This is a genomic window from Leptospira weilii serovar Ranarum str. ICFT (genome assembly GCF_000332415.1).
In the GTDB taxonomy this organism is placed as follows: Bacteria; Spirochaetota; Leptospiria; order Leptospirales; family Leptospiraceae; genus Leptospira; species Leptospira weilii_A.
The window spans coordinates 174,379-189,675 of record NZ_AOHC02000012.1; the positions used below are offsets into that span (position 1 = coordinate 174,379).

General features: G+C 41.7%; 11 protein-coding genes, 3 tRNA genes and 1 pseudogene. 4 read left to right on the plus strand and 11 right to left on the minus strand.

All coding sequences use genetic code 11. The features are described from left to right. Nucleotides 1-245: 245 nt before the first annotated feature. Both LEP1GSC060_RS20920 and LEP1GSC060_RS01970 read right to left on the minus strand, forming a co-directional pair. Nucleotides 246-740, minus strand: coding sequence for a DUF1564 family protein (locus LEP1GSC060_RS20920; protein ID WP_002995353.1), 495 nt, complete (start codon nucleotides 738-740; stop codon nucleotides 246-248). A gap of 249 nt (nucleotides 741-989) precedes the next feature. Further along, nucleotides 990-1,910 carry a TIGR01777 family oxidoreductase gene (locus LEP1GSC060_RS01970; protein WP_002995252.1) on the minus strand — a complete coding sequence of 307 codons (921 nt, stop codon included), beginning with the start codon at nucleotides 1,908-1,910 and terminating at the stop codon, nucleotides 990-992. 80 nt (nucleotides 1,911-1,990) lie between these two features. On the opposite strand from LEP1GSC060_RS01970, the gene LEP1GSC060_RS01975 reads away from it, so the two are divergent. After that, complete coding sequence (locus LEP1GSC060_RS01975; RefSeq protein WP_036095132.1) at nucleotides 1,991-2,620, plus strand: hypothetical protein; 630 nt, start codon at nucleotides 1,991-1,993, stop codon at nucleotides 2,618-2,620. 44 nt (nucleotides 2,621-2,664) lie between these two features. Here the strand turns inward: LEP1GSC060_RS01975 and LEP1GSC060_RS01980 are convergent. From LEP1GSC060_RS01980 to sppA, 7 genes and pseudogenes are all read right to left on the minus strand, one after another. Beyond that, a tRNA-His gene (locus LEP1GSC060_RS01980) sits at nucleotides 2,665-2,740 on the minus strand. Between the two features lie 17 nt (nucleotides 2,741-2,757). Next, a tRNA-Arg gene (locus tag LEP1GSC060_RS01985) sits at nucleotides 2,758-2,834 on the minus strand. A 16-nt stretch (nucleotides 2,835-2,850) separates the two neighbouring features. Further along, a tRNA-Pro gene (locus tag LEP1GSC060_RS01990) sits at nucleotides 2,851-2,922 on the minus strand. A gap of 35 nt (nucleotides 2,923-2,957) precedes the next feature. Beyond that, the gene (locus LEP1GSC060_RS01995) at nucleotides 2,958-3,665 is read right to left on the minus strand and encodes a tetratricopeptide repeat protein (RefSeq protein WP_002995555.1); all 708 of its coding nucleotides are present in this window, start codon (nucleotides 3,663-3,665) and stop codon (nucleotides 2,958-2,960) included. A gap of 354 nt (nucleotides 3,666-4,019) precedes the next feature. Then, nucleotides 4,020-4,772: a 5'/3'-nucleotidase SurE gene (surE, locus tag LEP1GSC060_RS02000; RefSeq protein ID WP_002994855.1), complete on the minus strand. Its 753-nt coding sequence runs from the start codon at nucleotides 4,770-4,772 to the stop codon at nucleotides 4,020-4,022. Continuing rightward, nucleotides 4,769-5,368, minus strand: coding sequence for a hypothetical protein (locus LEP1GSC060_RS02005; protein WP_002995547.1), 600 nt, complete (start codon nucleotides 5,366-5,368; stop codon nucleotides 4,769-4,771). The genes surE and LEP1GSC060_RS02005 overlap by 4 nt, the downstream gene beginning before the upstream one ends. A gap of 8 nt (nucleotides 5,369-5,376) precedes the next feature. Beyond that, nucleotides 5,377-6,331: pseudogene (gene sppA / locus LEP1GSC060_RS02010) on the minus strand (signal peptide peptidase SppA). Nucleotides 6,332-6,492: 161 nt separating this feature from the next. On the opposite strand from sppA, the gene LEP1GSC060_RS02015 reads away from it, so the two are divergent. Then, nucleotides 6,493-9,606 carry an efflux RND transporter permease subunit gene (locus tag LEP1GSC060_RS02015; RefSeq protein ID WP_036095136.1) on the plus strand — a complete coding sequence of 1,038 codons (3,114 nt, stop codon included), beginning with the start codon at nucleotides 6,493-6,495 and terminating at the stop codon, nucleotides 9,604-9,606. 172 nt (nucleotides 9,607-9,778) lie between these two features. Here the strand turns inward: LEP1GSC060_RS02015 and LEP1GSC060_RS02020 are convergent, their stop codons facing one another. After that, a complete protein-coding gene (locus LEP1GSC060_RS02020) occupies nucleotides 9,779-11,443 on the minus strand; it encodes a porin (RefSeq protein ID WP_002995099.1) in 1,665 nt (554 codons plus the stop codon). 260 nt (nucleotides 11,444-11,703) lie between these two features. On the opposite strand from LEP1GSC060_RS02020, the gene LEP1GSC060_RS02025 reads away from it, so the two are divergent. Beyond that, the gene (locus tag LEP1GSC060_RS02025) at nucleotides 11,704-12,570 is read left to right on the plus strand and encodes an MBL fold metallo-hydrolase (protein WP_002995410.1); all 867 of its coding nucleotides are present in this window, start codon (nucleotides 11,704-11,706) and stop codon (nucleotides 12,568-12,570) included. A 6-nt stretch (nucleotides 12,571-12,576) separates the two neighbouring features. Here LEP1GSC060_RS02025 and LEP1GSC060_RS02030 read toward each other — a convergent pair whose 3' ends face one another. Continuing rightward, on the minus strand, nucleotides 12,577-12,978 hold the full coding sequence (locus LEP1GSC060_RS02030; RefSeq protein WP_002994976.1) for a hypothetical protein: 402 nt from the start codon (nucleotides 12,976-12,978) through the stop codon (nucleotides 12,577-12,579). Between the two features lie 524 nt (nucleotides 12,979-13,502). Between LEP1GSC060_RS02030 and LEP1GSC060_RS02035 the strand changes: the two genes are divergently transcribed. Beyond that, complete coding sequence (locus LEP1GSC060_RS02035; protein WP_036095139.1) at nucleotides 13,503-15,176, plus strand: GGDEF domain-containing phosphodiesterase; 1,674 nt, start codon at nucleotides 13,503-13,505, stop codon at nucleotides 15,174-15,176. Nucleotides 15,177-15,297: the final 121 nt, after the last annotated feature.

Sequence of the window (15,297 nt, forward strand, 5' to 3'; positions counted from 1 at the left end):
ACCAGGGAGAAATATTGAGTTTTAATTCCGAAGGAATTCGAGCATTATGTTGCGAACGCACCTGAGTTTCTTATTCGCCCAAGATTCCAACCGTCGAGCTCACGTTCATTATAAATTATATTAACGCGTGTTTGCTGTAACAAGCGCGAAGTCGACCGCAGTAGAATGAACAAATTAGAACGACGGAGTTATTGAATTCACGCCTGTTTTGTTACTTATAACTTTTCTTATATTCTAAAAATATATTATTCTATTTTTTCGGGAAATCGTTTTAAGATATGAACCAACCTTTGAGAAAAACCAAAATTCAAATCCAGACACCAAACTAATGTAATTTTCGGATTCTTGAATTTATTTAATTCATTTAAAAATGGGTTTTTAGCATTGATAAAATATTCCCAATTCAACAAAAGAGTATATAAATAACAGTTTGATACCCCATGGGAACGAGAAAGCAGGGTCAATTCTTCCCAATTGAAATCGTTGATTCTTACGTTCAGTTTTATCAAATCGCCTCTTTTCCTTTGATATAAAGAAGTCGATGTTTTATTATGAAACCGTCGACTCTTTAGTATTTTTGTTCTATATTTCTTTAAAAGGAATTCTAAATTTTTTCCGATTTGTTTCTGATTTTTCAACCCAAGTCTTTTATAAAAGTTCTTAGGAACCAAAAAGGAACAGGTAATTTTACGCGTCCTTTGCGATGATAATGTTTCGTTTTTAAGTTTATTGTTTACCACACCTTCATCGGTTCTTCAATCGTTCGACGTGGAACGATGTAAGGGTAAAATTTAATGTTTTTTTGTAAATTTTGTAAAAAAACGCAAACAACGACATTCAAATTCTATAAATTAACGTGAGTTCGGTATAACAAATGCGAAAGGGATTGAAGCGGAAATTCCGAAGGAATTGGAGCGAAAAGCGCGGTCCAGCCCTTGCGTACAAGGGCTGGATTCGCCCAGATTTTCTTATATCGAACTCACGTTAAATTACGAACTTGATTTTAGGAGATCCCGCAGCGCTTCATCAAGCCTTGGGTATAAAAAAGAGAATCCTGACTTTTGCAATTTCTCCGGTATGACTCTCTGACCCTTTACGATTACATTTGCACCGTCTCCGAATAGGGACTTTAGCAATGTTGCAGGAACTCTAAAGAAGGCTGGACGTTTTAATGTTTGAGCAAGAGTTTTTGAAAATATTTCATTGTTTAACGGATTCGGCGCAACAAGATTAAACGGACCGGAAAGTTTATGATTTTCAAGTAATTGAACAATAGAACCAATCAAATCATCGATATGAATCCAACTTAAAATTTGCTTTCCAGAACCGATCGGACCGCCAAAACCGAACCGAAAAGAAGGAAGCATACTTTTTAACGCTCCCCCAAAAAGGCTTAAAACAATCCCAGTCCTGGCTTGAATCAATCTTATACCAAATTTTGCAACCGGCTCGGCGGCAGTTTCCCAATCAACACATAAAGATGCGAGATAATCGTGACCAGGAGAAGAATCTTCCGTGAAATTTGCCGTATCATTTTCAAAAGAACCGTAATACCCAATAGCGGATCCTTGAATCCAAACTTTTGGGGGAGTTCCCGCAATTTTAGAAATAGAAGAAACCAAATTTTTGGTATAACTTACCCTGGAAGAACGAATCTCTTCTTTTACTTTCTGAGTCCATCTAACTCCAGCGATGGGTGATCCCGCAAAATTCACAATGCCATCTAACCCTTCTAAATGCTCAGATTTTGGAAAATCTCCTCTGACAATCTCCAAATTTTTCTTACCTTGAAGAAGTACGGGAATGTTGGAAGAGCGACTCAAAATTCTTACCGAAAAACCCATTTCAAGCAAACGAAGCGCAAGAGTTCTTCCTATCAATCCGGTTCCACCGGCAATTCCTATATTCATCACTGATTACCTTTTACTTCTTTTTTCGGAGACAGCAATCCTGATTGCCCAAAGGTGGGAGTTCCCACATTTTTGCTTTTATGATTCCCCAAAGACAACTCTCAAAGATTTTAGCTTGGATTTTCCCAGCCGCAATCATAATCGGAAATCTGTATCTTTTCAATACTACGAAGAACAAAATCGATGCATTTACGATCCAACCTCCATTTTTATCCTTTGATTTTACGAATTCTTACCTTTCAAATCACAATTCCAGGATCAGCCATCTATTGGATCGAAATCCGAATACAACATGGACTAAACTTCGTAATTCAAATGGTAAAGAGGATTTTTTATTAGAATTGAGGCAAACGCATCATTTCAAAAAGAAGGCCCCTAAAATTTCAGAATGGAAAACTCTTCATGTTGTAGGTTGCAAACAAACTCTAGAAAAATTAAAGCTGGGTTTAATCCTGAGAGAATCGATTGATATGGATAAAGAACTTAGGTTGCCTAAAGATAGAATTTTAGGTGAAAGAATTTTGAGTTTTTCAGAATCAAAACATTTTAAAATTCCCTTAAACTCCTACTATCAACCGGAAAAAAGTTTGGAGTTCCCGCAGAAAATGTTCATCTGGACGGTCAATGGGGCCTGGATTACAGAAAATCAGAGCCATCCCAATGTAAAAAAAGGACTTTGTTTGGAAGATATATGGCTGAGCGAAGAGTGAACCCACGGTTTCACAAAAAAAGCCCGGGGAGTTCCCGCAAAAACTGGGGAGAACGACGGGGATCGAACCCGCGACAGCCAGTACCACAAACTGGAGCTCTACCAACTGAGCTACGTTCTCCATCTCTGTTTGTCCTTTGGTGACCCGAGAGGGATTCGAACCCCCGACCCACTGCTTAGAAGGCAGTTGCTCTATCCAACTGAGCTACCGAGTCTTTGGAGGATTGAAAATCGGGATGATAGGATTTGAACCTACGACCCTCTGCTCCCAAGGCAGATGCGCTACCCCTGCGCTACATCCCGTTTCCGACTCCATGCTTTTAAAAACAGCTACACTGTCAAGTAGAGTCTATAACTTTTTCAATATGCTCTAATATCTCAGGATGAGTAGGAACTTTCGAGAGAGCTTTTCTGAAAGCTAAAATCGCTTCCTCTTTCTTGCCACTCTTGTAAAGAAGGACGCCGAACGAATCCAAGTAAGCGGGATTTTCAGGATCGTCTTTGAGAACGGATTTTAAACAATCCGCAGCCAGCTTCCATTCGTCCGGACTTGGAACCCTTTGATTGAGAAGCAAATAACCGAGAGAATTCAAGCTGTTCTTATGATCGGGACGCAATCTAAGAATTCTTTTATGAATATCGATCGCTTCTTCAATACGACCCGACTTTTCCAGAGCAAACGCCTTCATGGAAAGAATTTTCAGATCGTCCACTTGAATTTTGAGACGCTCTTCACATTTTACCAAGGCTTTAGAATATTCTTTATTTTGAATTAAGGAGTATACAATCATAAGAATGGAATTTTCCCGTTCTCCGAATCGCGGAAATTTTTCAAGAAGATTTTCCAGAATAGAAACGCACTTTTTATAGTTATCGGTTCTCGCACAACAAATTGCAAAATTGTAATATAGTTCGGGATCTTCGTTACCCGAAGAAATTTCACGATCGATCAGGGTAAGAGCGAAAAGAAAATTTTCCTTATTGATTTCCTGGAGAATCCTCTTCTTAGAGGAATAGGATTTCTTATTTTTATCCTTCTCGGACATTGAAATTACCCCAAAACCCACCTAACGTGAGTTCGGCGATTGAAAGTTTGGGCGAATAAGAAACTAAAGTGCAACAACTCCCCGCCGAATGATCCGTAGAGAATGAGGCGCCTATTTCAATGGATCGCTCTCCGAACTCAGTGAAACGCTCTCTATCAATCGCAACATATAATCGCTTTCGCATTGGTTATACCGAACTCACGTTACCTATAAAATAAATTACCGATAAATTTGTCAAAGACGAAGAAAGATTGCGCTAAAGAACGCCTCGAGCGCCTGTAAATCAGTTTGAGTCTGTCCCAAAACCTCAGAAATGCGGGAACTCCCCGCACATTTGCATATTACTTCAAATATTTAAGACGAACTCTTACTCAAAGAGGCCGAAAGTTCGTATAAAAGCGAGGAATCGGTTTGATCGAGAGACAAAGGAGTTAGGGAAATATTACCGGAAAAAAAAGCGGTAAAATCCGTTCCTTCTTCCTTCCAATGGCCTAATTCCGAGCCGCCGAGATAAAAATCCGCGATTCCTCCTATGATATTTTTTTTAGAGTAAGTGTCCTCGTAAGTACGTTTGCCGAGTTTTGTAATTTTTAAATTTTCCAAAGAAGAAACGAAATCGGACGGAATATTCATGTTGTAAACAACCCCTACTTTTAAAAGGGAAGAATATTCATTAATAAAACTTCGAACAAATTCAGCTTCTCGAATATAATCATAATCTTTAGTAACGTTACCGGAACTTACGGCCAAAGAAAGTCGGCTGTGAATCGCTCCGTGCCTCGCGGCGCCGACCGTTCCCGAGTAATGAACGTCGTGACCCATATTCACACCGCGATTGATACCGGATAAAACGAAATCGATCTTCGGAAAAATTTCCCCATGTAAGCCGATGTTCACGCAATCCGCAGGATAACCGTCGACGATATAATGATTGTCGTTGATTCTTTCTACTCTCATAGAATCGTAAATCGATAAAGCCATGGAGGTCGCGGATCTTTCGCGCAAAGGAGCGATTAAGAATGTGTTGTGTTCTTTCTGAAGGATCTCTTCCAGGGCTTTGATGCCGAAAGAAGCGATCCCGTCGTCGTTTGTAATTAGAATATTCATAAAACCAGATGAAGGATGGAACCGGAAATATAAAAATAGAATACGAAAGGAAACGAGCCGGAGATCAAAGCGGCCGTTACGGAAAAACGAACCGCGTCCGAAGTTTTTAAATCATAAATGAACTGAATCCCTTTGGAAACAATCGCGATGTAGTAGCCGATCAAAAAAAGAAGAATCAAAAAATAACCGATTCCTCCGGTCAAACCGATCTCGCGAAACAAAATGGAAAGAGGAGTAAAAAAAACAAAAATCGCCATACCGAAACGACATAGATTGTAGGAATAATGAACGTTACCCGTTCTTTGTTTCTTTTGCGCGTAAAAATCGATCACCGCTCCTAAGATCGTGGGAAGAATCGAAATCATAGACAAATTCGCAAGAAACGCGAGTCCGATCATTCCCATGGAACCTACCGTATATGGAGGAGAAAGATACGTAGCTCCGACGGAGATACTCAGAGCGCTCGGAATTAAAACGATCCAAGAATACAAATTCAGATTTTTCTCGGAAAGATTTGCAAGCGCCGTTTCCAATCGAATCGGCTCGTAAAGAGCGGCTTCCAATAACTCGAGAATGGAATTGAATAAATCTTTCAATGAAATTCCTACCTGATTGCCTGTGGAAGAATTACGAGCACGGGAGAGTTCTTAAATTCTTTGAAAAAAATTCTTTCACTCGAAAAAGAATCCATCTTGGAACCCAACATCATAAACAATCTGTCGAAAGGGGATTCGTCCTCCTCGTAAAGAGGAATTTCTCCGTCGTACTGACAGAGCCTGGATAATTCCTCCAAGGCTTCCTTTCTTCCGCCGATTTCGTCCACGAGTTTATTTCTAAACGCGTCTTGTCCGGAATAAATTCTTCCTTCCGCAAGATTCTGAACCGACTTCACGGTTTGGTTTCTTCCTTTTGCGACGTCCTGAATGAATTCGTTATAAGTATCGGAGAGCATCTTCTGAATCATCTCGTCTTCTTCGGGAGTGGAGTCTCGAAATAAAGATAAGGAATCCTTATACTTTCCTTCCTTGTACGTCCTCATCTTCACACCGTAACGATCCAAAAGTCCTTTGATATTCGGAGCCATCGCAATCACCCCTATCGATCCCGTGATCGTTCCGGATAACGCGAAAATTTTATCCGCCGCCGAAGCGATATAATAACCTCCCGACGCGGCCATATCCTTCATCGACACTACGATCTTTCTCGTTTTTCGGAGTCGCATCAATTCGTTATAAACTTCCTGAGAAGCCCCGACCGTACCGCCGGGGGAATTGATTTCGATTAAGATTCCTTTAATATTCGGATTTTGTTCTATATCTCTCAGCTTTTGCAAAATACTTTCGGAGCCTGTCGATTCAAAGGTCGAATGTCCCGAATGAATTTCTCCTTCGATCTTGATCAAAGCCGCGCCGACCGGGGCCGTCGTGAAAAAGGTTCCCCCCCGTGGCCCGAGAATATTTCGAGGTTGTAGTCGCTAAAGAGATGTTCACAAGTCCGATCAATACGGACAAAGTGGTTAATACGAATGTGATTGCTAATGCTAGGCGGTTTCTTTCCACTCTTGAGATCAGATTCTTCCCTTTCGCGGTGTCAAATGAAATAAGGGCGGAATTTTGAGACTGTTCCCTATGTAAAAATCGGAAGTTTTGCGGGGAGTTCCCGCACTTCAAGTTTGACGATAAGTTCACTTTTTAAAAACTGACTATCCGTCGGAAATACAATGAAATCACTTATAGAATCCTTTATTCGAAACCGCCTTTTCCTATATTTGGGAATGATCTTCATCCTCTTATCGGGACTTGTTTCACTCTTAGGACTGCGGAGAGACGCCTTCCCCAACGTGGATCTGAAACAAATGGTCATCTCCACAAAATTTCCGGGCGCCTCTCCCGCCGACGTGGAACTTCGGGTCACCTATCCCCTCGAAGAAAAACTCAAAGAAATCGACGGGATCGACGAGATTCGTTCCTTTTCACGAAACTCGGTTTCGGATATAGACGTCCGAGTCAGTTTGGAAGAAAAAGATCCGGAAAAAGTTTTAAACGAAATCCGAAGAGCCGTGGACAATGCCATATCCGAGTTCCCGGTTCAAGTTACGGAAAAACCGAAGATGACCGAACGAAAATCGGGATCGTTTCCGATTCTCGAATTTTCCGTCTTCGGAGGAAAAGACGAAATAGAACTCCATACAACCGCCGAGTTCATAGAACGCGAGCTTGAAAAAATACAAGGCGTCGCAAGAGTGGACGTATTCGGGAAAAGGGATAGAGAATGGCATATTTTAGTAAATGCTAATAAACTAAAACAATACTCCCTGGACCTAAACGACATCATCCATACGATCCGCAACAGAAATATCAACCTTCCCGCGGGTTCCGTGGACTCCGAAACCGCGTTCGATCTAAGAATCGACGGAGAATTCAAAGAACCGTCCGAAATCGCTAAAATCCCGACACGAACCAACGAAATTTTCTCCGCCGTAAAACTCGGAGATATCGCGAGAGTGGAAGACACATTTGAATATCCCAGATTTCTTGCGATCGCAAACGGAAAACAAGGATTGATCCTTTCGGTAATCAAAAAGGAAAGGGCGGATGCGATCGAGGTTGCGGATAACGTTCATTCCAGATTGAACGAACTGTCCAAAACTTATCCGTCCGGAATGAAAACCTTTATCTTAAACGACGAAGCCAAAAGAACCAAAAACCGACTCAACGTAGTTTCTTTCAACGCCTTGATCGGATTTGCGATCGTTTTCGGAATTCTGTTTTTGTTTTTGGATTTTAGAACGGCCACTCTTACTTCTCTTTCTTTACCTTTTTCCATGTTGATGACGTTTTCGGTCCTTCCGTTTTTCGACGTATCGTTTAACATGATATCTATGATGGGTTTGATCATATCGTTGGGAATGCTCGTGGATAACTCGATCGTAATCTCGGAAAATATTTATACGTATCTCGCCGAAAAGAACGACTCGTTTACGGCATCGTTACGCGGAACCGTGGAGATGATCGTTCCGATTTTCGGATCTTATCTCACGACGGTAACCGCTTTCTTACCGATGTTGTTTATGACGGGAATCATGGGAAAATTCATCTGGGAAATTCCTTTGGTCGTAATCGTCGCTCTTACGGCAAGTTTGATAGAGTCCTTCTTATTCTTACCCGCAAGGATCGCGGCGTTCGCAAAAACTCCCGATCAAATGAAAATCAAAGGTAGATTCCGACTCAAGATGGATTCGATCTTTCACTCCATCGAAACGAATTTTTCAAAATTCGTTTCGTTTAACATTCAACACAAGAAGTCTTCGTTCGCGATCATACTGCTGTTGGTATTCGGATCCTGCGGAGCCATATCTCAAATGGATTTTATTCTTTTTCCGAAAGAGGACATAGAGATCATCATGATCAAGGCGGAGTTCTCCCCCACTTCCAGAATTTTCCAAACCAAGGAAAAGATGAAATACATGGAACGTATCGTTCAAAAAATTCCCAAGGAAGAATTGGTCAGTTATTCGACTAAGATCGGAGTACAACAAACCGATCCGGACGATCCGTTATCTCGTTTCGGCGAGAATCTCGCGGTGATTCTAATCTATCTCACTCCGGAAGTGAAACGAGAAAGAAAAGCGTCCGAAATTCTTCGTTCCATCGAAGCGGATCTGAGAAAAACGCCGGGGATAAACGAAATCTTTTTGGAGGAATTCGGAAACGCTCCGCCGATCGGCGCGCCGATCACGATATCCATCCAGGGAAAAGATTACGAAACTCTAAAGAAGATTTCCAACGAACTTCAGACCTTTTTAAAATCCATTCCCGGAGTTTTTTCCGTTCGAGACGACTATCGTTACGGCCGTAAACAGATGTATATTCAGCTCGACGAAGGACTGGAAAGTTTTACGGGAGTGTCCACGTTATCCGCCGCAAACGGTTTGAGAGCGGCTTACGACGGAGAAAGAGCGGGAACCGTTCGTAAGGGAAGAACGAAAATATATTTAAGAGTCCTCTACGACAAGGACTTTCGCAAAAACCCGAACGAAATCAAAACCGTTCCTCTTAGAAACAAGGCCGGGAATATTACGAATCTTGCAAATATTTCCAAGATGAATTTGATCGAATCTCCGGAACTGCTCGCGCACAAGGACTTTGAGCGCGCGATCACCGTAAACGGAGACGTAAAGTTGGACGAAATCACGGCGCACGAAGCCAATCAAAAAGTCGCGACCGAATTCAAACCTTTGATCGAAAGACAATATCCCGGAATATCGCTTACCTTCGGAGGAGAAGAAAAAGACACACAAAGATCGATGGCTTCCCTCGCAAAAGCCGGTCTCATAGCGATCTTCGGTATTTTCGGAATTCTCGCGCTTACGATTGGAAGTTTTTGGAAACCCGTGTTGATCCTCAGCACGATTCCTTTGGGAATCATAGGAATCGTAATCGGTTTTCCTCTATCGGGAAAATCCATCAGCTTTTTGGCGATGATAGGAATCATAGGACTCGCTGGAGTTCTCGTAAACGCATCGATCGTTCTTGTGGATTGTATCGATTCCATTCGAAAGGATTCCAAGGCAAGTATGGACGAGATCCTGATCGAAGCGAGCCAAAGAAGATTCAGGCCGATTCTTTTGACGACCCTAACAACGGTCGCCGGTTTGTTACCGACCGCGTACAGTCTCGGAGGTTCCGATCCGGTTCTAATCCCGATGACCCTCGCCTTAGGTTGGGGATTGGGTTTCGGAACGTTAGGAAGTCTTTTGTATGTTCCGGTCACCTTATCGGTGTTCAACGATCTGACGATGAAATTCAACGGAAAAAAAGCCAAGAAGAAATAAAACTTTGACTGAAAACGTTAAAGTGACGCGAGTTCCATATTAGAAAGTACGAAAGTGATTGAGTGGAAAACTAAAACAAAACAATCCCTAGACGCCGATCCGTGGAGAGGCGTTTAGGGAGTTCAACGCGACGTTTTGCCAAACGTCGGATTCGCCCAATCTTTTCTTAAGATCAATAATCCTGTCTGTAGATCGCTCCGCCGGAAATATTTTCCGGAGAAGAAGTTCCCGTCCAAAAATTCGCTTGGAACTGAAGATAAACCGTTCTCGCGTCCCGATTGTCGGTCGTATTCCAAAAGTAATTCTTTCCGGTATTCGTATGAATGATCTGATAAAAAAGTTGAACCTTATAAAGATGATAATCGCCTAAGAAGTTTACTCCGGCCCAGTAAATGTAATACGCTTCACCGGGATCGAACGTTTGATTCTGATTCCAATCTCCTTTCATAAATTCGGCCTTGAGAACGGGCATGATATACTTCGAACCGTCAAGATGAATGTTATAACCGATCGTTCCGTGATAACCCATCACTTGGTTGGCTCCGGAACCCGAAAACTTACTCCAAGCCCCGTTTAAGTAAAAACCCTTCCAAGTAAAAGTCATATCGTAAGTATGACCGACAACGCCGAAGTTAGGACGACCCGGAGTTGTGATCGTTCTATCCGCGAGATAATCCGATTTCAACCCGGTCGGATCGATTCCTCCCGTAGGAGTGGTCTGTTGAATTGCAAGTCTCGTAGGAGTTTGATCCTTGAGAAGAAACTCGACCGGAACCGGCTGAGACGTTTTGAGTTGAGTCGTCTGAGCGACCGCACCGCCTAACGACAATTTGGCGTCGTTCTGGAATATTTCGTCGCCTTCCACCCATCCGATGTCATTGTCCTTCTTATTCAAACCGCCGAAAACGTTGTACTGAATTCTTCCGTAATACATCGGAGCGAGCAACTGCGGAAGATTTTGACGCGCCGCGGTATTGTCTTGTCTTCTACCGTAACCGTAATCGCCGCCGCCGCCGTGACCGTTCCCGATAAAACCGTGAAGGGATAAATATCTTGTGTATTTTTTATCGATCGCACTGAGAGGATGGACCGCGATCATTGCCCCCGTATCGAACTGAGGAAGCATGTTCGTAATGATCGATCTTTCCAGAGAAATGAAATTTGCAGAACTTTGAATATACTCTCTGTTAAACGGAACGTTGATTTGACCTACCGTAAAACGAGAATGAAGAAAGGGAATGTTCATCCAAACCACCGCTTCGTGAATCAAACCTCTCGAATCGTTGAGAGTAACGTCCTGAACGTCTCCCGTCGTTTTATTTTTTGTGACTCTTAAAAACTGGCTATTGATTGCGTTTTCCAAACGAAGTTGAGTCGCAAACCCCCACCACTTCGCTCCTTGATAAAAGAAACCGAGACGAAGTCTTCGAAAGTTTGCATCGGCGGTATGAAAGTCTTCGTTGCCCGAAAAAACGGAATTACGATCCCCGCTGACTCCGCGGAACTGGGTTCTGGCCGCGATCACGAGTTTCTCTTCGTTCAAATTCTCGGGTCTATGTCGGAAGTGATTCGGAAGTTGCATCTCCTTACGTTCCGGAAAACTTTCCTTATCAAGAGAATCGATCTTGGTACGATTCGGACCCGGCTTCGTATAAATCAAACCGGTGTCATTGTCCTCATAAAATTCCTTTTTCGGTTTTTCAGTAGGTTTGGAATCTACCGGAACGGGTTTCTCCTGCGCGAACAATCCGGTTCCCGCGAATATAATTAAACTAAAAATCTGAAAACCGATTTGTAACTTTCTACCGATTTGATTACGTTTCTCTTTCTTTTCCATTTCAAAATGCAGGTTTACAACCTTTCCCCTTTCTCTGCTTTAGCTTTTTGTAATTCCATCGAAATCTATATTTCATTTGCGTTACAATCAGATGAGAGAATTATTCCAATTTGATTACAAATCCCGGATTTGCGAAAGGGACGGTCCGAGCGCCGACTTCTAAAATCCCGATCCCTAAATCCGACCCGACTCTAAACTCTGACCTGTAAAAGGCGGTAGTTCCCACGGATAGTACGTAGCAAAATCGACGTCTAAAGGACATGGCAAGTCGACTCAAAAAACGTTCGGAAAATCGGGAAGGCAACTTTTACGTGGATTCGACCTGCATCGATTGTGAAACGTGTAGGATCCTCGCTCCTTCCACGTTCTCCGAAAAAAACGGCGCTTCCTACGTTTGGAAACAACCGGAAACGGAATCGGAAAAGATAGAAGCCCTTCGAGCGTTACTTTCCTGTCCGACCACTTCCATCGGGACGGAGGAAAGAACGGATTTAAAGGAAGCCAAGGAAACGTTTCCATCCAAGATCGAGGCGAACGTATATTACTGCGGATATCATTCGAAAGATTCCTTCGGCGCCTTTTCGTATCTGATTCTTAGAGAGAATGGAAACGTACTGGTGGATTCTCCCCGATTCGTTCCTTCTCTTGCGGATAAGATGGAATCTCTGGGAGGAATCCGTTATCATTTTTTAACTCATAGAGACGACGTCGCCGATCATCAAAAATTTAAGGAACGATTCGGATGCGATCGAATCATCCACGAATACGATCGAGGATCGGTTCCTTCCGCCGAAATCGTCTTAAAGGCCGACGACGTATTTAAACTCGGAAACGATATCAAAATCATTCCCACTCCGGGACATACAAAAGGTCACACCGTTTTGTTGTTGGAAGATCGATTTCTTTTTACGGGAGATCATCTCGCCTACGATCCGCAAAAAGATCGTCTCATCGCGTTTAGGAACGTCTGTTGGTATTCGTGGCCGGAGCAAATCAACTCCATGAAAAAGCTGAACGATTATTCTTTCGAATGGATTTTGCCGGGACACGGATATCCGGTAAACAAGGAATACAATACTATACAAAATCTTTTAAGGGATTGTATTTCCCGAATGGAGAAACGTTAGGCGTCTTTAAAAGAGGATATAAATTTCGTTTTCTTCCTTTCGGATCCGATCCCTTAAATTGAAAATCAGTTTTTCCGTTTCTTCCCGGAACCGGCTTTCGTTTTTTAAAATGGAGGAAGGAAGCAACCAGTTGCAATGATATTTTTTAAAGGAGTTTTTAAGATCGATCGTACGACCTTTAAAATCTTCGGCAAGGAAGGAAGTCTTTTCCGTTTGCAAACTTTTGATCTTGGAATAGATCAAAGTCTCCTCTAGGTTCAGATGAAGTCTCAATCTCGCCGAAAAACATGCAAGCTCGTGGAGAAGTTCGTCCACGTCTTCGGAAATTTCTCCGAGTAATCTTTTTTCGATATCGTTCAGTAGTTTCTGAATTTCGGAGTACTGAACCTTATAGAACTCTATGTTCAAAACCTTGTCCTTGTATTTAGAAAATCTTTTTCGACAACTCGTCCGAAATAAACCGAAAGATAAAAAGGTTTAATTCCAAAAAGAAGAAAACCGTCCTGTAGCCAAGTGATTAATTTGTTTTAGATTCGAAATTCGTATTCGAAAATAGGAAGCCGAAAACAAACCGCAAAGGCGTTTCATTTTAGGAAAAACGATTCGGCGTACATTTCGATATAATTCGAGAAAGAATTTTAGTCGTCGTTTCTCCGTTTCCTTTTCGTGTTCAAACTAAAATCTTTTAACGATTCGTCATTAGAAAACGTAGATATATATGAATTAACATCCGGATAGAGAGTTTTTTTTCATTCGGATCAAAATTCTTATCCATTTCATAAATTCATTTTATAAGGAAAACGAATGGAAATAATTTTTCCATAGAACCGATTTCAAAGGAGGATTCGTTTTTCTATGCAAATTTATAATAAAAAACGTTTTGAATTATAGTACAGATTTCATTATAACGATTTGACGTTAAAATTCTATGTATGGGATCACAACTCCAGAACCTATCTCCGTCCTTGCAGAAATCGTTATTGTATTTTTCGGATCAGTCGACTGAGGGTATCGTTGTTGTAGATCGAGATTGGAAAACCGTATATGCAAATCATAAGTTCCAAAATTTTTGGTCCTTCCCCAACTTCCAAGTGCTTTATGAAAAGATAATACCTCTTCTTAAATCCAAAAACAAGCGGGATTTCGGATGTGAAACGAACATATCCCATCTTCTTCAGGAAATCGAGGACCCCGAAGATTCATTTTTAGGCGAAACGAATTTCCAACTGCATCTCAGCATCCACGATTTCGAAGATTCTTATATGATTCGGTTTAAACCCCAACCTACCTCTCTTCCTAAAAAGGAATACGAAACGGGTCATTGGGATCGGAGCACCAATCTTCCCAATCAAAAATATTTCTTAAATCATTTCGGAAATCAAATATCCGAAGACGAATCCGTTCTTGACGGACATTTTTCGTTTTTGATTTCCGTATCCAACCCGGATTCGGTCCTATCCAAAGAAAACAATTCTTACTTCGAATCGATCTTCGTCAAAGTGGCGGATCGATTGAAAAAATATCTGGATCGAAACGATCATCTGTTCAGAATCGAAAACGACAAATTTTTAATTTCATCCGTACAAGTGAATTCCGAAGCCAAAGCGGAATGGTTTGCGGAATGTATCCGAATGCTTTTCGATTTTCCTTTTACGTACGAAGAAAGGGAATTTCATCTCAACTTGAACGTCGGCTACGCGAAATTCGATTCGGAATCGGGTTCGGATATGAACGCGTTGGGAATTTTAAAAGAAGCTCTCCATCAATCCTGTTTGATCGGTCCTAATTCATTGTTTTACTACGATCAAAACGCAATCGCTTTAACTTTAGAAAAATCCAAAATCGAAATCGATCTGAGAAAGGTGTTAAACCGAAACGAACTGGAAATCCATTTTCAACCGATTATCGATCTAAAGGAAAATCGTTTTTTTTCCATGGAAACCTTGGTACGTTGGAATCATCCGGAAAGAGGGAAACTTCTTCCCGGAAGTTTTATTTCCATCGCGGAAAGTTCCAGTTTTATCAAAACCATCGGAGAATGGATGATCTGGGAAACGTTTCGATATTACGAAAATTCAATATTAAAATCCGAGAATATTTCCCTTTCCTTAAACATATCTCCGAAACAACTCGGAGACAAAAACATTTTCCCTCTTCTCAAAGAGGCGAGCGATTATTATAAAATCCAACCGAGTCATATCATTTTGGAGATCGTGGAGGATTCTTTCGATTCGAGAGAATCCCAAATCAGCAAGGTCATCACTTCGCTTAAGGATTACGGATTTAAGTTTGCAATCGACGATTTCGGAAAAGGTTATTCTTCTTTGGGAAGACTCATTCAACTTCCGATCGATTACATCAAACTGGACAAGATATTTCTTTTTAATTACTTTCAGACCTCCACACGCGCGGTGATTACTTCCATGGTAAATTTGGTACAAGCGATGGGTAAGGCGATCATCGTGGAAGGTGTGGAAAATGAAACACAACACAATCTTCTTAAGGAACTCAATTGCGATTTCGGACAAGGTTATTACTATTCCCATCCCGTGGAAATAGAACTCGCCGAAAAACTGGTTCAAAACAAAACGATTCTTTCTCCGTAATCATCGGCGTTCCTGCGATAGCGATTGTAGCGGAAATTCCCGCAGAATTAAAACGTTCGTTTGTTTGTTCCGGGTAAGATTTGTTTTAATCGGAAACGCCGCGGGAATTGGAGCAGAAAGC

Excerpts from the sequence above, each read along its gene's own strand:
- LEP1GSC060_RS01970 (WP_002995252.1), bottom strand. The coding sequence starts at position 1,910 with ATGAATATAGGAATTGCCGGTGGAACCGGATTGATAGGAAGAACTCTT.
- LEP1GSC060_RS01975 (WP_036095132.1), top strand. The coding sequence starts at position 1,991 with ATGATTCCCCAAAGACAACTCTCAAAGATTTTAGCTTGGATTTTCCCA.
- LEP1GSC060_RS01995 (WP_002995555.1), bottom strand. The coding sequence starts at position 3,665 with ATGTCCGAGAAGGATAAAAATAAGAAATCCTATTCCTCTAAGAAGAGG.
- surE (WP_002994855.1), bottom strand. The coding sequence starts at position 4,772 with ATGAATATTCTAATTACAAACGACGACGGGATCGCTTCTTTCGGCATC.
- LEP1GSC060_RS02015 (WP_036095136.1), top strand. The coding sequence starts at position 6,493 with ATGAAATCACTTATAGAATCCTTTATTCGAAACCGCCTTTTCCTATAT.
- LEP1GSC060_RS02020 (WP_002995099.1), bottom strand. The coding sequence starts at position 11,443 with ATGGAAAAGAAAGAGAAACGTAATCAAATCGGTAGAAAGTTACAAATC.
- LEP1GSC060_RS02025 (WP_002995410.1), top strand. The coding sequence starts at position 11,704 with ATGGCAAGTCGACTCAAAAAACGTTCGGAAAATCGGGAAGGCAACTTT.
- LEP1GSC060_RS02035 (WP_036095139.1), top strand. The coding sequence starts at position 13,503 with ATGGGATCACAACTCCAGAACCTATCTCCGTCCTTGCAGAAATCGTTA.